The sequence below is a fragment of the Streptomyces sp. NPDC058691 genome (assembly GCF_042714775.1).
Classification (GTDB): domain Bacteria; phylum Actinomycetota; class Actinomycetes; order Streptomycetales; family Streptomycetaceae; genus Actinacidiphila.
The window spans coordinates 36197-61992 of record NZ_JBHXSO010000005.1; the positions used below are offsets into that span (position 1 = coordinate 36197).

Annotated in this window: 23 protein-coding genes and 1 tRNA gene; 18 read left to right on the forward strand and 6 right to left on the reverse strand. The window is 71.9% G+C overall.

Translation table 11 applies throughout. From position 1 onward, the window contains the following. Positions 1–48 precede the first annotated feature (48 nt). Genes ACFWVC_RS05295 through nudC form a run of 3 tightly spaced genes read left to right on the forward strand, consistent with a single transcriptional unit; the run spans position 49 to position 5903 of the window. Entirely contained in the window at positions 49–3480 is a 3432-nt protein-coding gene (locus ACFWVC_RS05295) for a UvrD-helicase domain-containing protein (RefSeq protein ID WP_384277885.1), read from the forward strand. Positions 3481–3490: 10 nt separating this feature from the next. Further along, positions 3491–4879: a dipeptidase gene (locus ACFWVC_RS05300; protein WP_384277891.1), complete on the forward strand. Its 1389-nt coding sequence runs from the start codon at positions 3491–3493 to the stop codon at positions 4877–4879. A 52-nt stretch (positions 4880–4931) separates the two neighbouring features. Next, positions 4932–5903: an NAD(+) diphosphatase gene (nudC, locus tag ACFWVC_RS05305; protein WP_384277895.1), complete on the forward strand. Its 972-nt coding sequence runs from the start codon at positions 4932–4934 to the stop codon at positions 5901–5903. Positions 5904–5956: 53 nt separating this feature from the next. On the opposite strand, the gene ACFWVC_RS05310 is transcribed toward nudC, so the two are convergent. Continuing rightward, complete coding sequence (locus ACFWVC_RS05310; RefSeq protein ID WP_319665069.1) at positions 5957–6214, reverse strand: glutaredoxin domain-containing protein; 258 nt, start codon at positions 6212–6214, stop codon at positions 5957–5959. Between the two features lie 176 nt (positions 6215–6390). On the opposite strand from ACFWVC_RS05310, the gene ACFWVC_RS05315 reads away from it, so the two are divergent. From ACFWVC_RS05315 to ACFWVC_RS05335, 5 genes are all read left to right on the forward strand, one after another. Continuing rightward, a complete protein-coding gene (locus tag ACFWVC_RS05315) occupies positions 6391–8577 on the forward strand; it encodes an ATP-dependent DNA helicase UvrD2 (protein ID WP_384277904.1) in 2187 nt (728 codons plus the stop codon). A 153-nt stretch (positions 8578–8730) separates the two neighbouring features. Continuing rightward, positions 8731–9033, forward strand: a complete 303-nt coding sequence (locus tag ACFWVC_RS05320; protein WP_384277910.1) for a hypothetical protein — start codon at positions 8731–8733, stop codon at positions 9031–9033. Between the two features lie 102 nt (positions 9034–9135). Continuing rightward, the gene (locus ACFWVC_RS05325; protein WP_384277913.1) at positions 9136–9483 is read left to right on the forward strand and encodes a WhiB family transcriptional regulator; all 348 of its coding nucleotides are present in this window, start codon (positions 9136–9138) and stop codon (positions 9481–9483) included. Further along, on the forward strand, positions 9480–9791 hold the full coding sequence (locus tag ACFWVC_RS05330) for a hypothetical protein (RefSeq protein WP_384277919.1): 312 nt from the start codon (positions 9480–9482) through the stop codon (positions 9789–9791). The genes ACFWVC_RS05325 and ACFWVC_RS05330 overlap by 4 nt, the downstream gene beginning before the upstream one ends. 84 nt (positions 9792–9875) lie before the next feature. Then, positions 9876–10076, forward strand: coding sequence for a hypothetical protein (locus ACFWVC_RS05335; RefSeq protein WP_384277925.1), 201 nt, complete (start codon positions 9876–9878; stop codon positions 10074–10076). A 17-nt stretch (positions 10077–10093) separates the two neighbouring features. Here ACFWVC_RS05335 and ACFWVC_RS05340 read toward each other — a convergent pair whose 3' ends face one another. Together ACFWVC_RS05340 and ACFWVC_RS05345 are read right to left on the reverse strand one after the other, a co-directional pair. Then, positions 10094–11464 carry an ABC1 kinase family protein gene (locus tag ACFWVC_RS05340; RefSeq protein WP_384277931.1) on the reverse strand — a complete coding sequence of 457 codons (1371 nt, stop codon included), beginning with the start codon at positions 11462–11464 and terminating at the stop codon, positions 10094–10096. A gap of 21 nt (positions 11465–11485) precedes the next feature. Further along, positions 11486–12616 (reverse strand): TOMM precursor leader peptide-binding protein, encoded by a 1131-nt coding sequence (locus tag ACFWVC_RS05345; protein WP_384277938.1) that lies wholly within the window; start codon positions 12614–12616, stop codon positions 11486–11488. Positions 12617–12860: 244 nt separating this feature from the next. Here ACFWVC_RS05345 and ACFWVC_RS05350 point away from each other — a divergent pair, with 244 nt between their 5' ends. The 4 genes from ACFWVC_RS05350 to ACFWVC_RS05365 all read left to right on the forward strand — a co-directional run bounded on the left by ACFWVC_RS05350 (position 12861) and on the right by ACFWVC_RS05365 (position 16661). Beyond that, entirely contained in the window at positions 12861–13436 is a 576-nt protein-coding gene (locus ACFWVC_RS05350) for a M48 family metallopeptidase (protein ID WP_384277944.1), read from the forward strand. Positions 13437–13522: 86 nt separating this feature from the next. After that, positions 13523–15187, forward strand: coding sequence for a TerD family protein (locus ACFWVC_RS05355; protein ID WP_384277951.1), 1665 nt, complete (start codon positions 13523–13525; stop codon positions 15185–15187). A gap of 12 nt (positions 15188–15199) precedes the next feature. After that, positions 15200–15883 (forward strand): AIM24 family protein, encoded by a 684-nt coding sequence (locus ACFWVC_RS05360; RefSeq protein WP_384277958.1) that lies wholly within the window; start codon positions 15200–15202, stop codon positions 15881–15883. A gap of 16 nt (positions 15884–15899) precedes the next feature. Further along, positions 15900–16661, forward strand: coding sequence for an AIM24 family protein (locus ACFWVC_RS05365; RefSeq protein WP_384277964.1), 762 nt, complete (start codon positions 15900–15902; stop codon positions 16659–16661). A gap of 30 nt (positions 16662–16691) precedes the next feature. Here ACFWVC_RS05365 and ACFWVC_RS05370 read toward each other — a convergent pair whose 3' ends face one another. Further along, positions 16692–17219: an NUDIX hydrolase gene (locus ACFWVC_RS05370; protein ID WP_384277970.1), complete on the reverse strand. Its 528-nt coding sequence runs from the start codon at positions 17217–17219 to the stop codon at positions 16692–16694. After that, positions 17216–18670 carry a zinc-dependent metalloprotease gene (locus ACFWVC_RS05375; protein WP_384277974.1) on the reverse strand — a complete coding sequence of 485 codons (1455 nt, stop codon included), beginning with the start codon at positions 18668–18670 and terminating at the stop codon, positions 17216–17218. The genes ACFWVC_RS05370 and ACFWVC_RS05375 overlap by 4 nt, the downstream gene beginning before the upstream one ends. A 128-nt stretch (positions 18671–18798) precedes the next feature. On the opposite strand from ACFWVC_RS05375, the gene ACFWVC_RS05380 reads away from it, so the two are divergent. From ACFWVC_RS05380 to ACFWVC_RS05395, 4 genes are all read left to right on the forward strand, one after another. Further along, positions 18799–19902 carry an SDR family oxidoreductase gene (locus ACFWVC_RS05380; RefSeq protein ID WP_384277977.1) on the forward strand — a complete coding sequence of 368 codons (1104 nt, stop codon included), beginning with the start codon at positions 18799–18801 and terminating at the stop codon, positions 19900–19902. Positions 19903–19968: 66 nt separating this feature from the next. Next, positions 19969–20427 (forward strand): molybdenum cofactor biosynthesis protein MoaE, encoded by a 459-nt coding sequence (locus ACFWVC_RS05385; protein ID WP_384277985.1) that lies wholly within the window; start codon positions 19969–19971, stop codon positions 20425–20427. 234 nt (positions 20428–20661) lie between these two features. Continuing rightward, positions 20662–20793, forward strand: a complete 132-nt coding sequence (locus tag ACFWVC_RS05390) for a hypothetical protein (RefSeq protein ID WP_384278678.1) — start codon at positions 20662–20664, stop codon at positions 20791–20793. 44 nt (positions 20794–20837) lie between these two features. Further along, positions 20838–21905, forward strand: a complete 1068-nt coding sequence (locus ACFWVC_RS05395; RefSeq protein ID WP_384277990.1) for a PDZ domain-containing protein — start codon at positions 20838–20840, stop codon at positions 21903–21905. A gap of 31 nt (positions 21906–21936) precedes the next feature. Here the strand turns inward: ACFWVC_RS05395 and ACFWVC_RS05400 are convergent, their stop codons facing one another. Next, complete coding sequence (locus tag ACFWVC_RS05400) at positions 21937–22491, reverse strand: PPA1309 family protein (protein ID WP_384277998.1); 555 nt, start codon at positions 22489–22491, stop codon at positions 21937–21939. A 145-nt stretch (positions 22492–22636) separates the two neighbouring features. Between ACFWVC_RS05400 and ACFWVC_RS05405 the strand changes: the two genes are divergently transcribed. Then, complete coding sequence (locus ACFWVC_RS05405) at positions 22637–25531, forward strand: UPF0182 family protein (RefSeq protein ID WP_384278605.1); 2895 nt, start codon at positions 22637–22639, stop codon at positions 25529–25531. Between the two features lie 41 nt (positions 25532–25572). Continuing rightward, positions 25573–25646 (forward strand) — tRNA-Met (locus tag ACFWVC_RS05410). Positions 25647–25796: the final 150 nt, after the last annotated feature.

Here is a 25796-nt window from a genome sequence, read left to right on the forward strand (position 1 = left end):
ACCGGGCGACGCCGCCCGCTGTCGGTGGCGCCCGATAGCCTCCCCTTTGTGTCGTCCCGTATCACCGGCCCCGAACAGCTCAAGGAGCTGCTGGGCATCCCGTTCACCCCGGAGCAGCTGGCGTGCGTCACCGCGCCGCTCGCGCCGCAGGTGATCGTGGCCGGCGCCGGGTCGGGGAAGACGACGGTCATGGCGGCCCGCGTGGTGTGGCTGGTCGGCACCGGGCAGGTCGCGCCGGAACAGGTGCTGGGGCTGACGTTCACCAACAAGGCGGCCGGCGAGCTGTCCGAGCGTGTGCGCAAGGCGCTGGTCCGGGCCGGTGTCACCGACCCGGACCCGGCCGACCCCGACCACGCCCCCGGCGAGCCGCAGATCTCCACGTACCACGCCTTCGCCGGGCAGCTGCTCAAGGAGCACGGGCTGCGCATAGGGCTGGAGCCGGCCTCCCGGCTGCTCGCCGACGCGACCCGCTACCAGCTGGCCGCCAAGGTGCTGCGTGCCGCGCCCGGTCCCTTCCCGGCGCTCATCAAGGGCATCCCAGGCCTGGTCAGCGACCTGCTGGCGCTGGAGGGCGAGCTCGCCGAGCACCTGGTGCCGCCCGAGCGGCTGCTCGCGCACGACCGCGCGTGGCTGGCCGAACTCGACGGCGTCCGGCTCACCAACGCCGATCTGCGCCGGCTCCCCGAGACCGCCCGCGCCCGCACCGACCTCACCGGGCTCGCGGCCGCCTACCGCGCCGAGAAGAAGAAGCGCGACCTGCTCGACTTCGGCGACCAGATCGCGCTGTCCGCGACCCTCGCCCGCACCAGGCCGGAGGTCGGCCGCATCCTGCGCGAGCAGTACGCCGTGGTGCTGCTCGACGAGTACCAGGACACCTCCGTCGCCCAGGGCCTGCTCCTCTCCGGGCTGTTCGGCGACGGCACCGGCCACCCGGTCACCGCCGTCGGCGACCCCTGCCAGGCCATCTACGGCTGGCGCGGGGCGTCGGTCGCCAACCTCGACGACTTCCCCCGCCACTTCGCGCACGCCGACGGCACCCCGGCCCGCCGCCAGTCCCTGTCGGAGAACCGGCGCAGCGGCGGCCGTCTGCTGGACCTCGCCAACGAACTCGCCACCGAGCTGCGCGAACGTCATGAGGGCGTCGAGGCCCTGCGTCCGGCGCCCGGTGCCGAGCGGGACGGCGTCGTGCGCTGCGCGCTGCTGCCGACGCAGGGCGAGGAGATCGACTGGATCGCCGACTCCATCGCCCACCTGGTCCGCACCGGCACCGCCCCGGGCGAGATCGCGGTGCTGTGCCGGGCCGCCGGCCATTTCGCCGACATCCATGCCGCGCTCGTCGCCCGCGACGTACCCGTGGAGGTCGTCGGCCTGTCCGGGCTGCTCGACCTCCCCGAGGTCGCCGACTTGGTCGCGGTCTGCGAGGTGCTGCAGGACCCGACCGCCAACGCCGCCCTCGTACGGCTGCTGACCGGGCCGCGCTGGCGCATCGGCGCCCGTGACCTGGCGCTGCTGGGGCGGCGGGCGCGGCTTCTGGTGCCGGGCCGCGGCGAGATCGCCGACCGGCTGGCGGCCGCCGTGGAGGGTGTCGACCCGGCCGAGGTGATCTCCCTGGCCGACGCCCTGGAGACCTTCGTCGACGGTGAGCCCGAGGACCGCCTGCCCTTCTCGTCCGAGGCCCGGGTGCGCTTCGCGCGGCTGGCCACCGAGATACGGGAACTGCGCCGCGCCCTGGCCGACCCGTTGATGGACGTCCTGCACCGGGTGCTGGCGGTCACCGGCCTGGAGGTCGAGCTCTCCGCGTCCCCGCAGGCACTGGCCGCGCGCCGCCGCGAGACGCTGCACGCCTTCCTGGACGTCGCGGCCGGCTTCCCGTCCCTGGACGGCGAGGCGAACCTGCAGGCCTTCCTCGCCTTCCTGCGCACCGCGGCCCAGTACGAGAAGGGCCTGGACAGCTCGCTGCCCGGCGGCGAGAACACGGTCAAGGTGCTCACCGCCCACAAGTCCAAGGGCCTGGAGTGGGACGTCGTCGCCGTCCCGGGCCTGGTGCGCAAGGGCTTCCCGAGTGAGCGCGGCCGGGAGCTGTGGCACACCAACGCCAAGGTGCTGCCGCATGCCCTGCGCGGCGACGCCGCCACCCTCCCCGACGTCCAGGAGTGGTCGCGCGCGGGCCTGGCCGACTTCAAGACGGCCATGGCCGAGCACAACCGGGTCGAGGAACTGCGGCTCGGCTACGTCACCTTCACCCGCCCCCGCTCCCTGCTGCTGGGCTCCGGCCACTGGTGGGGCCCCACGCAGAAGCGCCCCTTCGGGCCCTCCGCCTTCCTGGACGCGCTGCGTGTCCATTGCGAGGCCGGCCACGGCGAGGTCGAGCACTGGGCCGACCCGCCGGAGGACGACGCCGCCAACCCGGCCCTCGTCCGCGGCACCGAGCCGGCCTGGCCGCTTCCCCTGGACGCGCAGGCCCTGGGCCGCCGCCGCGAGGCCGCCCGGAGCGTGCTGGCCCACTTGGACGTCTCCTTCCGGCAGGAGCCCGCCGACGCCGCACCGGCCGACCCCGACTGGCCGCCCCCGGAGGAGGAGCCGCCGTACGACACCGGGGAGCCGCCGCACGAGGACGAGGACGAGGCCGGAGACTGGGACGACTGGGCTTCCGAACGGCCCGCCGTCCCGGGACCGCGTCCCATGCCCGGGCACGCGGAAGAACCCGCGCCGGAGCCGGTGCGCGCGGCGGAACCCGAGCCCCAGCCCGAGCACGGCGGCCGCGGGCCGCTGCTGCCCGAGGAGGCACGGCTGGCCGCCTCCTGGGACCGCGACCTGGACGCCCTCGCCGCCGAGCTGCGCCGGGCCCGCGCCGCCGTACGCGATGTGCCGCTCCCGCCGACGCTGACCGCGTCCCAGCTGCTGCGCCTGGCCGCCGACCCCGACGGCTTCGCCCGCGAGCTCGCCCGCCCGATGCCGCGCCGGCCGCAGCCCGCCGCGCGCCGGGGCACGCGCTTCCACGCCTGGGTGGAGTCCCGGTTCGAGGAGCTGCCGCTGATCGCCCCCGAGGATCTGCCGGGCATCGAGGGCGACGACGAGATCGCCGACGAGCGCGACCTCGCCGCGCTCAAGGAGGCCTTCCTCGCCACCCCCTACGCCGAGCGCACGCCCTACCGGGTCGAGGCGCCGTTCCAGCTCAGCCTGGCCGGACGGGTGATCCGCGGCCGGATCGACGCCGTCTACCGCGAGGGCGACGCCTACGAGATCGTCGACTGGAAGACCGGCCGCACCGGCTCCGCCGACCCGCTCCAGCTCGCCGTCTACCGGCTCGCCTGGGCCGAGCAGCGCCGCGTTCCGCCGGAGCGGGTCACGGCGGCCTTCCTCCACGTCCGTACGGGCGAGCTGGTCCGTCCGCCCGAGCTGCCCGGCCGTGCGGCGCTGGAGCGGCTGCTGCTGGGGGAGCCCGGAGGCGACGAGGGCTCCGGGGCCGTCGCCCGATAGGCTCAATGCCATGAGCACCACCCCGGACAGCGTCGTCCGTACGTACATCGCGACCCACCGTGAGGCCTTCCTCGGCGAGCTCGCCGAGTGGCTGCGCATCCCGTCCGTGTCGGCCGACCCCGAGCGGTCCGGGGACGTCGAGCGCAGTGCCCGGTGGCTGGCCGCGAAGCTGCGGGAGACGGGCTTCCCGGTCGCCGAGGTGTGGCCGACCGCGGGCGCGCCGGCGGTCTTCGCCGAGTGGCCCTCCGACGATCCGGACGCGCCGACGGTGCTGGTCTACGGCCACCACGACGTACAGCCCGCGGCCCGCGAGGACGGCTGGGACGGCGATCCCTTCGAGCCCGAGATCCGCGACGGGCGGATGTACGCGCGCGGCGCCGCCGACGACAAGGGCCAGGTGTTCTTCCACACGCTCGGCGTCCGCGCCCACCTGGCCGCCACCGGCCGCAGCACGCCCGCCGTGCACCTGAAGCTGCTGGTCGAGGGCGAGGAGGAGGCCGGCTCGCCGCACTTCGCCGACCTGGTGCGCGCGCACGCCGGCCGGCTGGCCTGCGACACGGTGATCGTCTCCGACACCGGCATGTGGGACGAGGACACCCCGACCGTCTGCACCGGCATGCGCGGCCTCGTCGACTGCCAGGTCGACCTGCGCGGCCCCGACCGGGACGTCCACTCCGGTTCCTTCGGCGGAGCCGTCCCCAATCCGGCCACCGAGGCCGCCCGGCTGGCCGCCGGACTGCACGACGCGGACGGCAGGGTGGCCGTCCCCGGCTTCTACGACGGTGTCGTGGAGCTGACCGAGCGGGAGCGGGAGCTGTTCGCGCGGCTGCCCTTCGACGAGAAGCGCTGGCTGCGCACGGCCCGGTCGTACGCGGCAAGCGGCGAAGCGGGCCACTCCACCCTGGAGCGGGTCTGGGCCCGTCCCACCGCCGAGGTCAACGGCATCGGCGGCGGCTACCAGGGGCCCGGCGGCAAGACGATCGTGCCGGCCTCCGCCCAGCTGAAGCTGTCCTTCCGGCTGGTCGCCGGGCAGGACACCGAGACCGTGCAGCGGCTGGTCGCCGACTGGATCGCCGCGCGCGTCCCGGACGGCATCCGGCACGAGATCACCTTCTGGGGCGCCACCCGCCCGTGCCTGACCCCGCTGGACCACCCGGCGCTGGGCGCGCTCACACGGGCGATGGGGCGGGCCTTCGGCAAGGAGGTCCTGTTCACTCGTGAGGGTGGTTCCGGACCGGCGGCCGACCTGCAGGACGTGCTCGGCGTCCCCGTCCTCTTCCTGGGAATTTCCGTGCCGTCCGACGGTTGGCATTCAGTGAACGAGAAGGTCGAGCTCGACCTGCTCCTGAAGGGCGTGGAGACCTCCGCGTACCTGTGGAGCGAGTTCACGACTCTGTGAGCATCCGCAAGAATCCGCGCGCTACGGGGAGTTGACAGCAGCTTTGTCCGATATGCCTGGTACGTCCGGCAATGCTGGCACCGGGAAGGGCTCCGGCCCGGTGTCCGGCCCGGCGGACCTCCCACCCCTGGCCCGCTGGTCGGGCGTCGACCGTGCCGCCCTCCACCGTCTCGACGAGGCGTGGCTGGCGGCTGCATGGAGTCACCCCACGACCCGGGTCTTCGTGGTCTCGGGCGGCCAGGTGCTGGTCGAGGACACCCCGGACGGCGGGACCGAGCTGGTCATGATGCCGTCCTTCGAGGCGCCGGAGAGCGAGGTGCACCGCTACTTCCTCGGCATCGACGAGGACGGCGTGCGCTACTTCGCGCTGCAGAAGGACAGCCTCCCGGGCCGGATGGACGACGTGGCCCGCCCGGCCGGGCTGCGCGAGGTGGGCGCACTGCTCTCCGACCGCGACGCCGGGCTGATGGTGCACGCGGTCGCGCTGGAGAACTGGCAGCGGATGCACCGGTTCTGCTCCCGCTGCGGCGAGCGCACGGTCGTCGCCGCCGCCGGCCACATCCGGCGCTGTCCGGCCTGCGGGGCCGAGCACTACCCGCGCACCGACCCCGCGGTGATCATGCTGGTCACCGACGACCAGGACCGCGCGCTGCTGGGCCGCCAGGCGCACTGGCCGGAGGGCCGCTTCTCGACCCTGGCGGGCTTCGTGGAGCCGGGGGAGTCCATCGAGCAGGCCGTCGTCCGCGAGGTCGCGGAGGAGGCCGGGGTGACGGTGGCCGGGGTGTCCTACGTCGCCAGCCAGCCGTGGCCGTTCCCGTCCAGCCTGATGCTGGGCTTCATGGCGTCCGCCTCGTCCGCGGAGATCACGGTGGACGGCGAGGAACTGCACGAGGCCCGCTGGTTCTCCCGCGAGGAGTACCGCAAGGCGATGGAGACGGGCGAGGTGCTGCCGCCGTACGGCATCTCCATCGCGGCCCGGCTGATCGAGCGCTGGTACGGCATGCCCCTGCCGGTACGGCACTGACCACGAGCGAACGGGCCCGGCCGCGGGGATACCGCGCGACCGGGCCCGGGGCCTCAGCTCGCCAGGGCCTGCTTGACCTGGGCGAGGCTCGGGTTGCTCAGCGGGATCGGCTCGGCGCCGCTCTCCGGGGTGACGAGCAGGGTCGGGACCAGCTGGTTGCCGCCGTTGACGGTCTCGACGAACTTCGCCGACTCCGGGTCCTGCTCGATGTTGATCTCCTTGAAGGGGATGCCCTCGCGGTCCAGCTGGCCCTTCAGACGGCGGCAGTAGCCGCACCACGTGGTGCTGTACATCGTCACAGTGCCGGACATCGGTGTTCGCTCCTCAGGGCTGGGGGAATCGCTTGGGGGAATCTGGGTGAAGATAGCCTCCCCAGAACGCCGGCCCAAGGGTCCCGCATTCCTTGCATTCGCATCCGATCCGACAATCGGGCCTCAGCTGTGGATAACTTTCCCGGCTGTCTCCCGGGACCTGGCAGCATGGCGGGGTGACTGCTCCAACCCATACCCCGCTCTTCCCGGAGTTCTCCGCCGTCCCGGACTCCCCGGACGCCGTGCTCGCCGGGCTCGATCCCGAACAGCGCGCGGTCGCCACCGCCCTGCACGGCCCGGTGTGCGTGCTGGCCGGCGCCGGCACGGGCAAGACCCGCGCGATCACGCACCGGATCGCGTACGGGGTGCGGGCCGGGATACTGCAGCCCGCCAGCGTCCTCGCGGTCACCTTCACCGCCCGGGCGGCCGGCGAGATGCGCGGGCGGCTGCGGCAGCTGGGCGCGGGCGGTGTGCAGGCGCGGACCTTCCACTCCGCGGCGCTGCGGCAGTTGCAGTACTTCTGGCCGCGCGCGATCGGCGGCGAGATGCCGCGGCTGGCCGAGCGCAAGATCCAGCTGGTCGCCGAGGCCGGCGCCCGCTCCCGGATCCGGCTGGACCGCAACGAGCTGCGCGACGTCACCGGCGAGATCGAGTGGGCCAAGGTCACCCAGACCGTCCCGGAGGACTACCCGGGCGCCGCCGCCAAGGCGGCCCGCGAGGTGCCGCGGGACGCCGCGGAGATCGCCCGTATCTACACCACGTACGAGCAGCTCAAACGCGACCGCGGCGTCATCGACTTCGAGGACGTGCTGCTGCTCACGGTCGGCGTCCTGGAGGACCGTCCGGACGTCGCAGAGGCCGTCCGCGGCCAGTACCAGCACTTCGTCGTCGACGAGTACCAGGACGTCAGCCCCCTCCAGCAGCGGCTGCTCGACCTGTGGCTCGGCGGGCGGGACAGCGTCTGCGTGGTCGGCGACGCCTCGCAGACCATCTACTCCTTCACCGGCGCCACCCCCGAGTTCCTGCTCGGCTTCCGCACCCGGCACCCGGACGCCACCGTGGTCAAGCTCGTCCGCGACTACCGCTCCACCCCCCAGGTCGTGCATCTCGCCAACGGACTGCTGTCGCAGGCCCGGGGCCAGGCCGCCCAGCACCGGCTGGAGCTGGTCTCGCAGCGCGAGGCCGGCCCCGAGCCGTCCTACACGGAGTACGCGGACGAGCCGGCCGAGGCCGAGGGCACCGCGCGGCGGATCCGCGAGCTGATCGACGACGGAGTGCGGCCCAGCGAGATCGCCGTGCTCTACCGGGTCAACGCCCAGTCCGAGGTCTACGAGCAGGCCCTCGCCGACGCCGGGGTGCCTTACCAGCTGCGCGGCGCCGAGCGCTTCTTCGAGCGGCCCGAGGTCCGCGAGGCGGGGATGCTGCTGCGCGGCGCGGCCCGGGCCAGTGATCCGCTGGAGGACGCGGACCTGCCCGCGCACGTCCGGGCGGTGCTGAGCACCCGCGGCTGGTCCCCGGAGGCCCCGGCGGGCTCGGGCGCGGTCCGCGACCGCTGGGAGTCGCTGGCGGCGCTCGTGCGGCTCGCCGAGGACTTCTCACGTGCCCGCGAGGGCGCCACCCTCGCGGACTTCGTCGCCGAGCTCGACGAGCGGGCCGGAGCACAGCACGCACCCACCGTGGAGGGCGTCACGCTGGCCTCACTGCACGCCGCCAAGGGCCTGGAGTGGGACGCGGTGTTCCTGGTCGGCCTGACCGAGGGCACGATGCCGATCACCTACGCCAAGACCGACGAGCAGGTGGAGGAGGAACGGCGGCTGCTCTACGTCGGCGTCACCCGGGCCCGCTTCCACCTTGGGCTGTCCTGGGCGCTGTCCCGCTCCCCGGGCGGCCGCGGCGGCCGGCGGCCCTCGCGCTTCCTGGACGGGCTGCGGCCGGGCACGGCGGCGCGGGGACGGACGGGCGGCCGCGCGGCGGCCGGAGGCGGCGTGGAGCGCGGCGCGGGCGGTCGGCGGCGACGCGGGCCGGTGCAGTGCCGCGTCTGCGGCCGCACGCTCTCAGACGCCGGCGAGATCAAGCTGATGCGCTGTGAGGACTGCCCCTCCGACATGGACGAGGCGCTGTACGAGCGGCTGCGCGAGTGGCGGGTCGAGCAGGCCAAGGCGCTCGGCCAGCCCGCCTACTGCGTCTTCACCGACAAGACGCTGCTCGCCATCGCCGAGGTAAGGCCTTCCACGGAGTCCGAACTGTCGGTTATCTCCGGAGTCGGGGCCCGCAAACTGGACAAGTTCGGCGCCGAGGTTCTCGCCCTGTGCACCGGCTCCGGGGCGGGTGATGAAGCTGTTGCAGAAGACCTCGGAAAATAGTTTGCGCGCCCCGAGGAAATCCCCATAGCCTGCGTGAGCGCGGACGACGCGGCTTCGTGGAGGACCTTCCCGGAGCGGTGGAATCCGTGATGTACTAACCCCGCAAGACCTGTCCGGACCAGCCCCACGAGACGCCGAGAGGAGGCGAGACCAGTGATCACTTACATCGACACCACGACCGATCGCACGGTCGTCGCCGCATGCCCGCTCGGTGCCTCGATCCTCGGCACCGGTCTGTCCAGCAGCCTGTCCGGTCGTGTGTCCGCCCTGGGCACTCCTGCCCTCTCCCTGCGGGAGCGCGCGGGCGAGCGACCGACTCAGGCGCCGGCGGAAGCGGTGATGGCACAGGCCAAGGCCTATGCCTTTGCGGCGACCAATGGTGCCGGAAACCCGAAGACGCAGCAGCACCCGAAGTGGGCCTTCCGCGGGCTCGAACCCTGGAGTGATCCAGCCTGACGACGATCAGGCCGGCGCCTTCAGGGCCGCGGAATCCCAGACCGGGATCCGCGGCCCTTCTGTTTTCCCACCCACGACAAACAGACGAGGAACGAAGCGATCGTGCACATCACTTCGCACGCACCGGCCGTACCCACCCCAGTTCGCCCGCCTGACCCGGAGGTCACCTTGATCCCCCTCACCGAGCTCGACGACGAGATCGAGCGCCTCGGCGTCCCCGTCCCGTGCCGGACCTTCGACCCGGAGGTTTTCTTCGCCGAGTCCCCGGCCGACGTCGAGTACGCCAAGTCGCTGTGCCAGACCTGCCCGGTCCGTGAGGCCTGCCTCGCCGGCGCGAAGGACCGCCGTGAGCCCTGGGGTGTCTGGGGTGGCGAGCTGTTCGTCCAGGGTGTCGTGGTGCCCCGCAAGCGGCCCCGTGGCCGCCCGCGCAAGAACGCGGTCATGGCATGAAGCGTCCAGCCGTCGGAACGATCGATCGACCCCTCACGCACGACCCGATGAAACAGGCCCCGATGAACCCGTCCACCAGCGAACGCCCCGCACCGACTGCCGACGCGCCGACCGCGCGCCAGAACAGGAACCTTGAAATGCAACTCATGCCAGAAGCCCTGGCTCGCGCCCATATGCAAGAGCGCCTCTACGAGGCCGAGCACGAACGCATGGCGCTGCGCGTGCTCACCGCCCGGCGTCTGCAGCGCCGCGCCGAACGTGCCTCGATGCGCGCCCGCCGCGCGCTCGCGATGGCCGTGATGCAGTAGCCGTCACCCAGCGGTCACACATCCGTAACGACACACAACCGCGGGGCCGGTCGATTTCGACCGGCCCCGCGATATCGTCACGAAGTGGACCAGAAGACTCAAGTCGATCGGGTCGGGACTGCTCCCACGACGACGACGTGCGCCCGCTGCGGCGCGGTCGCCCAGGGGCTCCCCCTCACCTGGACCTGCTCCGTGGAGAACGGCAGTCGCGTGTACTTCTGCGACGACTGCGGGCGCAGCAACATCCGCAGTATCGAAGGGCGGCTGGACTCCGCCTGGTGGTAGCGCCCTGAACGCACCCGTCAGGCCGAGGCGTCCTCGACCTCGGGCAGCGGCGCATCCCCCTCGCCGGCGAACCCGGGCAGCCACTCGAGCAACTCGTCGTGCAGCCGCACGGTCGCCGCCAGCTGGCACAGCACCCCGATGGTGCTCAGCGTCACCCGGTGGATCAGCAGATACGAGGGCGGCAGATTGAGCTGCTTGCCCAACTGGTGCGCGGGCGAGCGCGGGTCCGCGATCCGCGCGGCCTGCGCGCGCATCCAGTCGCGGGCGAAGGCGAACTCCTCCACCGCCGCGGGCTCGATGATCGGCCGCAGATAGTCCAGCACGGCGTCCGGATCGAGGTCGATGGTCGGTTTGACGAAGCCCTCCTGCCGGAGCATCGCGTGCACCGACTCGGCGTCGTCCGCCAGCGCCAGCCGCAGGGCCGTCCCTATCGGCACCGGAAGGCCCTCCGGAAGCCGGTCGACGGTGCCGAAGTCCAGCACGCCCAGCCGCCACCCGGCCGCGGGGCCGTCGTCCATCAGCAACCGGAAGTTGCCCGGGTGGGGGTCGGCGTGCAGCAGGCCCGTGCGCGCGGGACCGGCGAACAAGAAGCGCGCCAGCAGCTGTCCCGCGCGGTCGCGCATCTCCTGGCTGCCCCCGGAGATCACCTCCGCCAGCGGCACCCCGTCCATCCACTCCGTGACCAGCACCCGTTCGGTGCGGTGCACGACATCCGGCACGAACACATCCGGGTCGCCGGCGAACTCCGTCGCGTGCGCGTGCTGGGCCTGGGCCTCCAACTCGTAGTCCAGTTCCTCCGCGATCCGGTCGCGCAGTTCCGAGATCAGCGGCTTGATGTCCATGCCGGGGATGAGCGGCCCGAACAGCCGCGCCACCCGGCCCAGTTGGTTGAGATCCGACAACAGGGCGTCGCCCGCGCCGGGGTACTGCACCTTCACCGCGACCTTGCGGCCGTCGTGCCACACGGCGCGGTGCACCTGGCCGATCGAGGCGGCGGCCGCGGGCCGGTCCTCGAACTCCGCGAACATCTCGCGCCAGTCCTCGCCCAGCCGCTCCGCCAGCACCCCGTGCACGGTGCGGGCGGGCATCGGCGGCGCCGCGTCCTGCAGTCTGGTGAGCGCCGCCCGGTAGGGGCCGGCCACCTCCTCGGGCAGCGCGGCCTCGAAGACGGACAGCGCCTGCCCGAACTTCATCGCCCCGCCCTTGAGCTCGCCGAGGACCTTGAAGAGCTGCTCGGCGGTCCGCTGCTGGAGTTCGGTCGCGACCTCGTCCGCGGGGCGGCCCCCGAGTCGCTTGCCCAGCCCCAGTGTCGCCCGGCCCGCGAATCCCAGGGGGAGTGCGGCCAACTTGGCGGTTCGGGTCACCGCTTTACGCGGAAGATCAGACATGCGCCCCCACTTTCCGGTCGGTCACCCCGTCATTGTCCCCCGCCCCTCCCGGAGGGCGGCACCCAGTTCCCCGGTCGCACCACATCCGCACCTGCGGTCCACAGGGACCGGACGTACCTCGGTGGTCAGCCGGGCGAGCCCCAGTTCCCAGCGCGCCCCGCAGCTCGGCGGCCGGCCCCCGTCGACGAACGCCAGGGCGTGGGCCGCCGCCAGGCCCGCGACCGTGGTGGCCAGCGCCACATCGCAGGCCGGCACGCCGCCGCGACCGGACCGCAACTGCGCCAGCACCCGGGGCCAGGCCGCGTCCGCGTCCGCCATCCGCAGTCCCAGGCAGCCGGCGCAGCCGGTGCTCCCCGGTACCACCAGCGGACCGACGACCCCCATGCCCTCCACCACCCCGGCGTACAGATGGGGAATCCCCGCCGCCAGCAGGGGCTCGGCCTCGCGCGGATCGGGCGCGTAGGCCGCCAGCCCGTCCCGGGGCGCGATCACGACCAGGGAGAGTCCCGGTTCGGGCCGGGCGGCCGGTCCCCGTCTGCCGACCGCGCCGGCCCGTGGATCGGGCGCCGCCCGCCGGACCAGACCGCGCGCCGCCGCGTCCCTGCGCTCCCCGATGTGGTCCGCCGGGATGCCGCCCGGCGCGGTGTCCCACGGCTCGACCCGGCCGTCGTCGCGGACGTCGACCCGGCCCACCCCCGCCGCCGAGAGCACCCCCGCGATCGTGCCCCCGACGCGTCCCGCCCCCACCACGCGCACCCGTGTGCCGCGCCGCTCCCGTATGCGGTCGGCCGCCCCGCCGGGATCGGTGTGCACGACGGAGAGCGCGGCCAGGTCGGGCCGGAGCCGGTCCAGCGCGGCCGAGCGGTGGCTCATCGCCTCCGACAGCTCGGCGTGCGAGGAGGCGTCGTCCAGCACGCCGCCCTCCGCGAGCAGCCCGAGCAGCCGCCGGGCCTGGCGGGGCTCCAGCCCCAGCGACTCGGCCTCCCGGGCCAGCGGGCCGATCCCCCGCGTGCCGTCGAGCAGGTCGAGGAAGGCGGAGGCCGCGCCGTCCACCGAGTCCAGCACGACGGCGTGGGCCGGGTCGACCCCGAATTGCAGGCTTTCCCGGCTGCGCCAGCTGCGGCGCATGGCGGGTTTGAGCATGGGACGCATCGCCACCCCCGTGGACGAGGGACCCCCTGCCGGAGATCCCGGTGAATCCGTGGTGACCAGCATGCCCGGAAACCGCGAACCGGCCGCGAAAGTTATCCACAGGCGACAGCAATGATCATTTGATCGGGAAATCCAGCGGATGTCGTCGGGGATGTCGTCCGGTGGTTCTTGAACGCGAGTCTTTTTTCAGGTGAGCACACCCGGGGGCGGGACTTGACGGACTCCGGGCGGGTAACGTCGTGCCGTGTCCGCCGACCCCTCCCACAGTCTTTCCAGCCAGCCCCCGCGCGCCTCCCGGACCAGCGCGGTGGAAGTGCGCCGGAGTGCCCGTCGACGCCGCACCGTCTCGGCGTACCGCGAGGGCGACGTCACCGTGGTCCTCATCCCGGCGCGGATGTCCGTCGCCGAGGAGAAACGCTGGGTGACGGTCATGCTCGACAAGCTCGCCGCCCAGGAGAGCCGCAAGATGCTCGGCGACGAGCAGCTCGCCGCCCGGGCCGCGCAGCTGTCCGCCCAGTACCTCGGGGGCCGTGCCGCCCCGCGCACCGTGCGCTGGGTCACCAACCAGAACTCCCGGTGGGGCTCGTGTACGCCGGCCGAGGGCAGCATCCGCCTGTCCCACCGGCTTCAGGGCATGCCCGAGTACGTCATCGACTACGTTCTCCTCCATGAGCTCGCGCACCTCCTCGTGCCGGGCCACGGGCCCGACTTCTGGAAGGTGCTGGAGTCATATCCGCGCACGGAACGCGCGCGGGGATACCTCGAAGGGGTCGTCGCGGCGGCCCGCCTCCCGCACCCGCCGACGGCACGCGAGGAATAGCCGGGGAATGGCCCGCCGTCGGAGTCAGCGGATAGCCTGACGCAACGCAGAGGCACGTACGTACGGATGGGGGGCGGTCGTTCGCAATGGCCAGGGAATTCCAGCGCGGCCACAAGGCCAAGATCAGTGATCTCACGGCAGGGACGGATCTGTACGTCGGCGTGCAGATCGGCGGACCCGGCCTGACGTTCGACATCAGCTGCTTCGGTCTCGACGCCGAGGAACAGCTGTCGGACGACCGCTATTTCATCTTCTTCAACCAGCCCAAGTCGCCCGAGGAGTCGATTCAGCTGCTCGGCGCGCAGGCCGGCGACAGCGAGTCCTTCCGGGTCACGCTGGAGCGCATCCCGCAGCGGATCCACAGGCTCAGCTTCACCGCGACCCTCGACGGCGCCGGGCAGATGTCCCAGGTCGGTCCCGGCTACATCAGGATCGTCGCGGGCGGCGAGGAAGTGGCGCGCTACGCCTTCAGCGGCGCGGAGTTCAGCACCGAGCGCGCGGTCATGCTGGCGGACATCTACCTCAAGGACGTCTGGCGCTTCGCGGCGGTCGGCCAGGGCTTCGACGGCGGACTGGACGCCCTGCTGAAGAACTTCGGCGGCGAGGTCGCCGAGGAGCAGCAGCCCGCCGTGCCCCAGCAGCCCGCGGCGGCACCGGGCTTCGCCCCGCCGGCCGGGCCCACGCCCGGCTTCGCGGCGCCTCCGGCACCGGCCCCCGCGCCGGCACCCCCGGTTCCGCAGCCCGCCCCCGCCTTCGGCGCGCCTCCGGCACCCCCGGTCCACGCGGCGCCCACCATGGTGGCGCCGATGACCACCCCGCCGCCCCAGGCCCCGCCGCAGGCGCCGGGACAGCCGCCCTTCGGCCAGGTGCCGCCCCCGCAGGCGCCGCCTGGACACCCCGGTCCTCCCGGCCAGATGCCGGGTCAGCCCCCGTTCGGCCAGCCGCCCGGCCCGCCGCCCTTCGGCCAGGCCCCACAAGGCCAGGCCCCCTACGGTCAGCCGCCGCAGGCTCCGTTCGGCCAGCCGCCGGCGGCCCCCGCGCCGTACGGTCAGGCACCGGGCGCTCCGCAGGTCCCGCAGACTCCCGGCGGCGGCCTCGCCGCCGCCATGCAGAAGTACCGCGAGGTCCCCACCGGCCAGCGCTGGACGCAGCAGAACTCCAAGCTCGTCCGCGTCGACCTCTCCCAGGCGGGCGGTCAGCCGGTGCTCGCCCGTCAGGGCAGCATGGTGCTGTACCAGGGCAAGGTCGAATTCGGCTACAAGGGCGCCGGATTCGCCGGCCGCATCGTCGGCAACATGACCGGCCAGGAGATGCAGCTGATGCGCTGCACCGGCCGCGGACAGGTGTTCTTCGCCGAGGACGCCTCCTATCTGCACCCGATCGAGCTCCAGGGCGACGCGATCTGCGTCTCCGCGGAGAACGTCCTGGCCTTCGACGAGTCCCTGCAGCACGAGGTGCGCCGCATCGAGGGTCACGGCATCCCCGGCGGCGCCCTGTTCACGATGCAGTTCCAGGGCACCGGCACCGTGATCGTCAAGACCCACGGCACGCCCGTGGTGCTGCCGGTCACGCCCACCACCTACGCCGACAGCAACGCCATCGTCGCCTGGTCCGCCGCGTCGCAGGTGGTGCTCTCCAGCCAGGTGCGGCTGCGCCGGAACGCCTATCCGGGACACAGCGGGGAGACCGTGAACCTCCAGTTCCGCGGCGCCCCCGGCAACTTCATCGTCGTCCAGCCGTACGAGGTCTGAGGGGAGCCCGCCATGGACCAGACTCTGATTTCCGGGTACTCCCCGGCACCGGTCACCGCCCGTATGGAGACCCACGGCAACAGCATGCTGAAGGTCGCCATGCAAAGCGGCCAGGACCTCTACGCGCGCACCGGATCGATGGTCGCCTACGAGGGCTTCGTCCAGTACGAGCCCAACCCGCCCGCCGTCCGTCAGATGGCGTCGCAGTGGCTGACCGGGGAGGGCGCGCCGCTGATGAAGTGCACCGGCGACGGGCTGCTGTACCTCGCCGACTACGGTGCCGACGTCGTCTGCCTGTACCTCAACAACGAGTCCCTGTCGGTCAACGGCACCAATCTGCTCGCCTTCGACGCGCATCTGCAGTGGGGCGTGGAGCGGGTGAAGGGGCTGGCCAAGTTCGCCGGACAGGGCCTGTTCAACGTCGGCGTGTCCGGCACCGGCTGGGTGGCCATCACCTCGCGCGGCACCCCGGTCGTCGTCGACTGCGGCCGCGGCGAGGACGAGACCTATGTCGACCCGGACGCGCTGGTGGCCTGGTCGAGCGGGCTGAAGACCAAGTCCAAGCGAAGCTTCAAGGCATCCTCCCTGATCGGGCGGGGCAGCGGCGAGGCCTTCCAGATCGGCTTCTCCGGCCAGGGCTTCGTCGTCGTACAGCCCAGCGAAGACAGCACCGACCGCCTCCGAGTCCGGGGCTGAGGGGGAGCGATCCATCATGCAGAGCCCGCTTTTCGGCTACACCGAGGTCCAGACCGACGACCAGTACGCCCTGCAGAACCCGTACCTGCTGCGGGTCAAGCTCGACGGCAGGAGCGACTGCCTGGCCCGCAAGGGCGCCATGGTCGCCTACCAGGGCCTGATCGAGTTCGACGGCGAGTACCAGAGCCACGCCCAGCGCAACGCCCGCTACCGCACGGGCGAGGGCCTGGAGCTCATGCGCTGCTCCGGGCAGGGCACCGTCTACCTCGCCAATCTCGCCCAGCACATCCACGTCGTGGACGTGGACCACGACGGCCTGACCGTGGACGGCGCCTATGTGCTGGCGCTCGACTCGGGGCTGCACTGGGAGGTCATCTCGGTGGACAGCCAGTTCGGCATCTCGGGCAGCGGCGCGTACAACCTCAACATCTCCGGCCACGGCAAGGTCGCGCTCATGACCTCGGGCCGCCCGCTGCTGATGCAGGTCACCCCGGACAAGTACGTCTCCGCCGACTCCGACGCGGTGGTCGCCTGGTCGTCCTCGCTCCGCGTGCAGATGCAGGCGCAGACCAGTTCCTCCAGTGTGTGGCGGCGGCGCGGCAACACCGGTGAGGGCTGGGAGCTCAACTTCCTGGGCCAGGGCTACGTCCTGGTGCAGCCCAGTGAGCTGATGCCGCCGCAGAACGCTCAGCTCGGCCAGGGCTTGGCCGCCCAGTACGGCTTCGGCCAGCAGGGCGCCCACGGCCAGAACCAGGGCAACATCTTCACCAACCGCTGACGCCGCCCCGGGCCCGGCCCGCGCGCCGACTCACATCAGCGCGCGGGTGCGGGCCAGCAGCGTCCGCACCGACCCGTCCGCGACCTCGGCGATCTCGTCGTAGGCGAACCACTTGAGGTCCAGCGACTCGTCGCTGATCTCCTCGACGGCACCGGGCGGCGCCACGGCGGCGTACTGCACGTCGAGATGCCAGGCGCAGGGCGTCAGATGGCGGTCGAGGTTGACCGGCTCGGGGCGCAGCAGCGTCAGCCCGGCGATGCCGGACTCCTCGACGCCCTCGCGCAGCGCGGCCGCCGCCAGCGAGGTGTCCTGCGGCTCGCAGTGGCCGCCCATCTGCAGCCACATCCTGAGCTTCTTGTGCAGGGTCAGCAGGACACGGCCGCCGTGCGGGTCCACCACGAGCGTGCTGCCGGTGACGTGCCCTGCGGCGCACGCCTTCCACATGCCGTCGGGATGCGCGTCGAGGTGCGTCAGATAGTCCAGCCGCAACTGGTCCTGGGCGGTGTCGGGCGCGTCCCACTCCTTGAGGACGCGCACCGCGTCGTCGTACAGGTTCACTTCTCGCCGTCGTCCTTGCCGTCGGTGCCCTTGCCGGTCTCGTCCTTCTCGTCCTTCAGGTCCTTGCCGTCGTCCTTCGTGCCGCCGAGGGCGGCTTCGCCGAGCATCTTGTCGAGCTCGGCGAAGTCCAGCTGCTCGCGGTGGACAAAGCCGTCGGGGTCGTCGAGATCGGCGGCGGTCGGCAGCATGTCGGGGTGCGCCCACAGGCCGTCGCGGCCGTCGACGCCGCGCGCGTCGGTCAGTGACGCCCACAGCCGGGACGCGTCGCGCAGCCGGCGAGGCCGCAGCTCCAGTCCGATCAGGGTGGCGAAGGTCTGCTCGGCGGGACCGCCGGAGGCCCGGCGCCGCCGCAGGGTCTCGCGCAGGGCGCCCGCCGACGGCAGGTGCGGGGACGCGGCGGCGTGCACCACCGCGTCGACCCAGCCCTCGACGAGCGCGAGGGCCGTCTCCAGCCGGGCGAGCGCGGCCTTCTGCTGAGGGGTGTCCTCGGGCTGGAACATGCCCTGCTGCAGAGCGTCCTGCAGCGCCTCGGGGTGGGACGGGTCGAGCTGACCGACCGCCTCCTCCAGCTTGGCGGTGTCGACCTTGATGCCCCGCGCGTAGCCCTCGACGGCGCCGAAGAGGTGCGCCCGCAGCCACGGGACGTGTGCGAAGAGCCGCTGGTGGGCCGCCTCGCGCAGCGCCAGGTAGAGCCGGACCTCGTCCTGCGGCACGCCCAGGCCCTCGCCGAACGCCGCGATATTGGTCGGAAGGAGCGCCGCCTTGCCCGCCGGGCCGAGCGGCAGGCCGATGTCGGTCGAGCCCACGACCTCACCCGCCAGCGTGCCCAGCGCCTGCCCGATCTGCGTGCCGAACATGGCGCCGCCCATGGAGCGCATCATGCCGAGCAGCGGGCCGGCCATGGCCTGCATCTCCTCGGGGAGCACGTCGCCCATGGCGTTGCCGACGCGTTCAGCGACCGGGTCGACGAGTTCCTTCCACACCGGCAGCGTCGTCTCGACCCACTCCGCGCGGCTCCACGCCACCGCCGAACCGGCCCCGGAGGGCATGGAGGTCGCGCCGTCCAGCCACAGGTCGGCCAGGCGCACCGCCTCCTCGACCTTCGAGCGGTCGGCCGGGCCCACGCTGGGGTCGCCACCGGAGCCGGCCTGCGCGACAGTCTGCCGGGCGATGTCCTTGGCCATCTCCCAGTTCACCGGGCCGCCCTCGTACGAGAGCATCTGCCCCAGCTGCTGGAACGCGGCGCCCAGGTCATTGGGGTTGAGCGAGCCGAACATCGCCGCGAAGGGGTTCTCCCCGCCCGCACCGAAGGGGTTGCCGCCGCCGAACCCGAACGGATTGGCCGGACCCTGGGAGCCGCCGCCGGAACCGCCGGGCTTCCTGCTGTCGTTCCCGTCCCCGTCCTCGGGCTCCTCGGGAGGGACTCCGAATCCGAATGGGATGTCGCTCACGGTTTCCTCGGCTCTGTGTGTTGTGGGCTGTACCTCCAGCCTAGACACCCGTCAGGCAGGATGGCTGCGTACGGACCGTGGTTGCGGACCGCGCACCTCGTACCGGAAACAACCGTGGGAGACACCTGGTGAGTTCCCCAGAACCGACCGTTCGCCCAGAGCGGAGCGGCGGCAGGGCCGCCGCCGGCCCGGTGGTCGCCGTGACCGGCGCCGCCTCCGGCGTCGGTCTGCGGCTTGCGCTGCGGCTGGCCGAGTCCGACCAGGTCAAGAAGGTCGTGGCGATCGACGAACGGCGCGGCGACGTGCCCGGCGCGCAATGGCGCGTGCTGGACGTACGGGACCCGGCCATCGCCGAGCGGCTGCGCGGCGTCGACGTCGTCGTCCATCTCGCGCTCGACCTCGACCTCGAGTCCGACCCCAGGGCGCGCAGCGCCTTCAATGTGCGCGGCACGCAGACCGTGCTCACCGCGGCGGCCGCGGCGGGGGTGCGGCGGGTCGTGCTGTGCACCTCGGCGATGGTCTACGGCGCGCAGCCGGACAACGACGTCCCCCTCGCGGAGGACGCGCCACTGCGCGCCACCGCCGAGGCGTCCTTCGTGGGCGACCTGCTGGAGATCGAGCGGCTGGGCAGGCGCGCGCCGCGCGCCCACCCGGGGCTCCACGTGACGGTGGTGCGCCCCGCGGTCCTCGTGGGCGGCACGGACACCGCGCTCACCCGGTACTTCGAGTCGCCGCGACTGCTGGTGGTCGCGGGCAGCCGGCCGTGCTGGCAGTTCTGCCACGTCGACGACCTGGTGACGGCGCTGGAGCACGCGGCGCTGGAGAAGGTCGACGGCGAGATGACGGTGGGCTGCGACGGCTGGCTGGAGCAGGAGGAGGTCGAGGAACTCTCCGGAATCCGGCGCATGGAGCTGCCGCCGGCCATAGCGCTGGGCGCGGCTTCCCGGCTGCACCGGCTCGGCCTCACGCCGTCGCCGGCCGGGGACCTGGCGTACACGATGCATCCCTGGGTCGTCAGCGGCAGCCGGCTGCACGAGTCGGGCTGGCGGCCGCAGTGGACGAACGAGGAGGTGCTCGCCGTTCTCCTGGAGGAAGTCGCGGGCCGCAACTCGGTCGTCGGACGGCGGCTGGGCCGCAAGGACGCGGCCACTCTGGGCGCGGCCGGCGCCACGGTGGCGCTGGTCGGCACGGCGGCCATGGTGCGGCGGGCGCGCAAGCGCCGCGGGGTGTGAACGCCGTCGCCCCCTTTCGAGGCGTGTGACGAAAAACTATTTCCGCATAGCGGGAGATGAGAGAGCATGAGTCCTATGGCGCAGACGTACGAGGAACCCATCCGGCTGGTCGCCGTCCGCGACACCGAGCTGTCCGTGGACGAGGTCTTCCGTGCGGTGGAGCACGCCTCCGCCGGGGGCACCGCCCTGTTCGTCGGTACCGTCCGGGACCACGACGGCCCCTCGGGCGCGGAGGTCACCGGCCTGGGCTACACCGCCCACCCCGAGGCCGAGGCCGCGCTGCGACGGGTCGCGGAGAAGGTGGCGGCGGACTTCCCCGTCCGCGCCCTGGCCGCGGTCCACCGGGTCGGCGACCTGCGTGTCGGGGACCTGGCGGTCGTCGTGGCCGTCTCCTGCCCGCACCGTGCAGAGGCCTTCGCGGCGTGCCGGCGGCTGATCGACGACCTCAAGCGCGAGGTGCCGATCTGGAAGCACCAGGAGTTCTCCGACGGTACCGAGGAATGGGTGGGTGCCGGCGCGAACTGAGCGCGGGGAACGGGGGGCCGGGCGCGCTGCCGCAGCGGCGGCCCCGCATCACTGGATCGAACTGGTGTTCACCGTCCACCGGACGGCCTACCTGCGGTTGCGTAACCCCTGACCCGCCCGGAACGTTATAGCAGCAAACGATTAGTCTGCTCATAGTTTCTTGATCGACTGCGCGTCCGTTCGCGCATACGGGAGGCCTCAGTGGCGGCGCTCGCATGGTTGCTCATTCCGGTGTTGGCCGCTGTCGCCGCCGCCGTCTGGGGAAGCTGGGCGGCGCGTACGCGCTCCACGGGGGACGGCGCCTCACTCGCCGGCTATGAGCGGTTCCGCGAGGCCATGCAGCGTTCCGAGTCGGGCAGCGTCTGAGGGCCCGCGGGGCGCCTGCCGGTCGCGTACCGTACTGTCGTTCCATGCCACGCCGCACTGCGACGCTGCTCGCGTCGACCCTGACGTTGATAGCACTGCTCTGTGTCGCGCTGCTGATGCGCGTGCCGTACGCGGAGATGTCGCCGGGGCCGACCGTCAACACGCTGGGCGACCACGACGGCGCACCGGTGCTGCAGATCTCCGGGCACAAGACCTATCCCGCCGACGGTCACCTGAACATGACCACCGTCCGGGTGACCAGCGCGGACTACTCCATGAACCTGGTCGAGGCGGTCGCCGGGTGGCTGGCCCACGACCAGAAGGTCGTCGAGCACGACACGCTCTACCCGCAGGGCCAGACGGCCGAGCAGGCCGACCAGGAGAACGCCGAGGAGTTCACCCAGTCCCAGGACAGCGCCAAGGTCGCCGCCCTGAGGGAGCTGGACATACCGGTCGGCTCCCGGGTGATCGTCTCCACCGTGGTGAAGGACGCCCCCTCCGAGGGCAAGCTGCACGCCGGTGATGTGATCAAGGCCGTGGACGGCACCCAGGTGAAGGCGGCGGGCGACGTCGCCACGCTGGTCACCAAGCACCAGCCGGGCCAGAAGGTGGTCTTCACCGTCGTCCCCAAGGGAGCCAAGGGCGACGCGACCAAGGACGTCACCATCACCACGGCCACGTCGGACGACGACGGCAAGCGGCGCGCGATCGTCGGCATCCAGGCCGGCGTGGAGCCCACGCTCCCGTTCACGATCGACATCAAGCTCGCGGACGTCGGCGGACCGAGCGCCGGCCTGATGTTCGCCCTGGGCATCGTCGACAAGCTCACGCCCGGCGATCTCACCGGCGGCACCTTCGTCGCGGGCACCGGCACGATCGACGACGAAGGCAAGGTCGGCCCCATCGGCGGCATAGACATGAAGACCATCGGGGCACGCGAAAAGGGCGCCGAGTACTTCCTCACCCCCGCCGACAACTGCGCGGAGGCCGCCCAGGACACTCCGAGCGGCCTCACCCTGGTCAAGGTCAAGACCATCGACGACGCCCTGGACGCCCTGAAGGACATCCGCGAGGGGAAGACCGCCCAGCTGCCGAGCTGCTCGGCCAGCTGAGCCGGACCGGCGCGGGCTTCCCCTCGCGCCGCTACTCCTCGAAGGTCGCCGACAGCGCCTCCGCCAGCCCCGGCACCAGCGCGGCGCCGGTCAGCACCTCGGTCGCCGCGTCCTTGGCGCGCAGCCGCACTGCCGACTCCCGGGTGCCGTCGCGCAGCACGGCGACCGTCATCCGCACCTCCTGGCGCTCGGGATGCGCGGCGACCCACTGTCCCAGCGCGTCCTCGTCCAGGCCCTCGGGCATGGCCTGTTCGGCGGACGGCGGCAGCATCAGCCGCTCCACGGTCAGCGCGCAGCCGCTGACCACCTCGGGCCACGCGATGGTGGCCAGGAACTCGTCGAGCGGCGTGCCGGCCGGCAACTCGTCCTGCTCGATCGGGGTCAGCGCCCCGGCCGTCTGCTCGGCGAGGCCCAGTTCGTCGGCCAGCCCCGGCTCCTGTACACGCAGCCGGTCCGTGTCGACCAGCGCGAAGAGCCGGGCGGGCTGGTCCCAGCCCAGGCCGGACGCGTAGTCGTCGATCTCCAGGACGGCCTGGGTCAGCGGATTCGCGGCGAGCGGGGCGCCGCCGGACTCAATGTTGGACATGCTCAACATCCTGCCTGTTCTGTGACCCGCATCCCCAATCGAGCACCTTGGGGAACTGTGTAAACCGTGAGTAAGTTGCATCAGTGGGCGCCGGCCGGGCGTCCGCCGGAGACCGATTCTTGAGGTGCGCACCTTGGTATTCCAGATGCCGGACCGTGGCGGGGGTCCGCACGGGCCGCGGACCAGAGCGGGGCGCCCGTCGCGGCGAGCCCGGACGCTGCTCATGACGCTGGGGGTCCTGGCCGTGCTGGCCATGGCCTTCGTCATGTTCGCCGGCTTCTGGACCGACTGGCTTTGGTACCGATCCGTCCATTACTCCTCGGTGTTCACCACGACGCTGTGGACCAAGCTCGGGCTGTTCTTCGTCTTCGGCCTGCTGATGGCGGTGGCCGTCGGCATCAACGTCTATCTGGCGCACCGGTTGCGGCCGCCGCTCAGCGCGATGTCGCTGGAGCAGCAGAGTCTCGACCGCTACCGGATGGGCATCGCGCCCTACAAGAAGTGGGTGCTGCTCGCGGTCTGCGCCCTGGTGGGACTGATCGCGGGAGCCTCCGCCTCCAGCCAGTGGCGCACATGGCTGCTGTGGACGAACTCCACCCCGTTCGGCACCACGGACCCGCAGTTCCATGTCGACGTCTCCTTCTACGCCTTCGACCTGCCCTGGTTCCGCTTCCTGCTGAGCTTCGGCTTCGCGGCGGTCGTTCTCTCGCTGCTGGCGGCCGCGCTGGTGCACTACCTCTACGGGGGCCTGCGCATCACCTCCCCGGGCGGCCGGGCCACCGCCGCGGCGACCGGCCACCTGTCGGTGCTGCTGGGCCTGTTCGTGACCCTCAAGGCGGTCGCCTACTGGCTCGACCGGTACTCGCTGGCGGTCAAGTCCGGCAACCTCAAGTCCGGCGACTGGACCGGGCTGCGCTATGTGGACGCCAACGCCTATCTGCCGGCCAAGACGATCCTTTTCGCGATCGCCATCATCTGCGCCCTGCTGTTCTTCGCCACCTTGTGGCGGCGCACATGGTCGCTGCCGCTGATCGGCTTCGGCCTGATGGTGCTGTCGGCGATCCTGATCGGCGGGCTGTACCCGGCGATCGTGCAGAAGTTCCAGGTGCAGCCGAACGAGGCCGCCAAGGAGCAGCCGTACATCCAGAAGAACATCGACTCCACGCGGCAGGCGTACGGCATCGCCGGCACCGAGGTGTCCGACTACGCGGGCACCAACCCGGCCGACGACAAGGACAGGGCGCAGTTGCGCGCGGACGCCGACACCACCGCGTCCATCCGGCTCCTGGACCCCAACGTGGTCTCGCCGACGTTCCAGCAACTGCAGAAGGTGCGCGGCTACTACGCCTTCCCCTCCACGCTCGACGTCGACCGCTACAAGGTGGACGGCAAGGAGCAGGACACCGTGCTCGGCCTGCGCGAGCTGAACCTCGCGGGCATCCCGCAGCACAGCTGGATCAACGACCACTTCAAGTACACCCACGGCTACGGCCTGGTCGCGGCGAAGGGCACCACCGCGACCGAAGGCGGCGAGACCACGGGCGGCGAGCCGGTCTTCACCGAGTCCGACCTGCCGACCACCGGCGCCCTCGGGAAGTACGAGCAGCGGATCTACTACGGCGAGGAGACCAAGCAGTGGTCCATCGTCGGTGACAAGACGACGCCGGAGATCGACTACAACACCGACGACGACGGTGAGAAGTCGTACACCTACACCGGCAAGAGCGGTGTCGGCCTGAAGAACCCGGTGACCCGGGCCGCGTACGCGGTGACCTTCGGGGACCCGCAGATCTTCTACTCCGGCGCCGTCGGCGACGACTCCCGCATCCTGTACAACCGCACGCCCAAGGAGCGGGTCGAGGCGGTCGCGCCCTGGCTGACGATCGACGGCGACTCCTACCCGGCCGTCGTCGACGGCCACGTGGTGTGGATCGTGGACGCCTACACGACGAGCAACGGCTACCCGTACTCGTCGCGGACGACGCTCGGCGACACCACCGCGGACTCGTTGACCGACGGGCAGCGCGCGGTCCTGGCCCAGCAGAACCAGGTCAACTACATCCGCAACTCGGTGAAGGCGACCGTGGACGCCTTCACCGGCGACGTCAAGCTCTACCAGTGGGACGACAAGGACCCGGTGCTGAAGACCTGGATGAAGGCCTTCCCGCACACGGTGCAGCCGAAGAGCAGCATCAGCACCGACCTGCTGGCCCATCTGCGCTACCCGCAGGACCTGTTCAAGGTGCAGCGCCAGCTGCTGACGCGCTACCACGTCACCAAGGCGTCGACCTTCTACAGCGGCAGCGAGGTGTGGCAGGTCCCCAACGACCCGGCCGCGAAGACGGGCAAGGCGGTGCCGCCGTACTACCTGAGCCTGCGCATGCCGGGCCAGAACGCACAGGCGTTCTCGCTGACGACGACCTACACGCTCAACCGGCGTGACAACCTGGGCGCGTTCATGGCGGCCAACGCGGACGCCACCAGCGCGGACTACGGCAAGATCCGATTGCTCAAGCTGCCGTCGAACACCCAGGTGTACGGCCCGCAGCAGGTGCAGAGCCAGTTCAACTCCGATCCCGCGGTGGCGGAGAAGATCAAGCTGCTGAGCGGCGGCGGCGGTTCCACCGTCGAGTACGGCAATCTGCTCACCATCCCGCTCGACGGCGGCCTGCTCTACGTGGAGCCGGTCTATCTGCGCGGCGCCGGCACCAACTACCCGCTGCTGAAGAAGGTGCTGGTCTGGTACGGCGGACGGGTGGAGTTCGAGGACACCCTCGGCCAGGCGCTGAACGCGGTCTTCGGGACGGCGGACGGCGGGACGACACCACCACCGGAGACCGGCGGCGGCAGCGGCACCCAGCCGCCTCCGTCCAACGCGACGGTCGCCCAGGCCCTGGCGGACGCCCAGACGGCGTACGACGCGAGCCAGAAGGCGCTGAAGGCCGGCGACTGGGCGGCGTACGGCCAGGCCCAGAAGGATCTGGCGGCCGCGCTGCAGCGCGCCCAGGAGGCCGAGAAACAAGCGGAGAAAACGGGCTGAGCAGGCACTCCCCGCGTCGTGGTACGGTTGGGACACAACGACGCGGGGTGGAGCAGCTCGGTAGCTCGCTGGGCTCATAACCCAGAGGTCGCAGGTTCAAATCCTGTCCCCGCTACTGTTCGAGAGGGTCCGGAGTCAACTAGGCTCCGGGCCCTTTCACTTGTACGGGGGAACTGCGCGCGCAGAGGTTTCGTCAGGGTAGTTGTCGGGAAGTCGACAAAACGCTGAAGTGACCTCCTGGGACGGTCTCAACCCCGCAGGGTTG

Excerpts from the sequence above, each read along its gene's own strand:
- ACFWVC_RS05310 (WP_319665069.1), bottom strand. The coding sequence starts at position 6,214 with ATGTCCGGCACTGTGACGATGTACAGCACCACGTGGTGCGGCTACTGC.
- ACFWVC_RS05300 (WP_384277891.1), top strand. The coding sequence starts at position 3,491 with ATGAGCACCACCCCGGACAGCGTCGTCCGTACGTACATCGCGACCCAC.
- ACFWVC_RS05330 (WP_384277919.1), top strand. The coding sequence starts at position 9,480 with ATGAAGCGTCCAGCCGTCGGAACGATCGATCGACCCCTCACGCACGAC.
- ACFWVC_RS05385 (WP_384277985.1), top strand. The coding sequence starts at position 19,969 with ATGAGTCCTATGGCGCAGACGTACGAGGAACCCATCCGGCTGGTCGCC.
- ACFWVC_RS05340 (WP_384277931.1), bottom strand. The coding sequence starts at position 11,464 with ATGTCTGATCTTCCGCGTAAAGCGGTGACCCGAACCGCCAAGTTGGCC.
- ACFWVC_RS05400 (WP_384277998.1), bottom strand. The coding sequence starts at position 22,491 with ATGTCCAACATTGAGTCCGGCGGCGCCCCGCTCGCCGCGAATCCGCTG.
- ACFWVC_RS05355 (WP_384277951.1), top strand. The coding sequence starts at position 13,523 with ATGGCCAGGGAATTCCAGCGCGGCCACAAGGCCAAGATCAGTGATCTC.
- ACFWVC_RS05365 (WP_384277964.1), top strand. The coding sequence starts at position 15,900 with ATGCAGAGCCCGCTTTTCGGCTACACCGAGGTCCAGACCGACGACCAG.
- nudC (WP_384277895.1), top strand. The coding sequence starts at position 4,932 with ATGCCTGGTACGTCCGGCAATGCTGGCACCGGGAAGGGCTCCGGCCCG.
- ACFWVC_RS05395 (WP_384277990.1), top strand. The coding sequence starts at position 20,838 with ATGCCACGCCGCACTGCGACGCTGCTCGCGTCGACCCTGACGTTGATA.
- ACFWVC_RS05360 (WP_384277958.1), top strand. The coding sequence starts at position 15,200 with ATGGACCAGACTCTGATTTCCGGGTACTCCCCGGCACCGGTCACCGCC.
- ACFWVC_RS05405 (WP_384278605.1), top strand. The coding sequence starts at position 22,637 with ATGCCGGACCGTGGCGGGGGTCCGCACGGGCCGCGGACCAGAGCGGGG.
- ACFWVC_RS05345 (WP_384277938.1), bottom strand. The coding sequence starts at position 12,616 with ATGCGTCCCATGCTCAAACCCGCCATGCGCCGCAGCTGGCGCAGCCGG.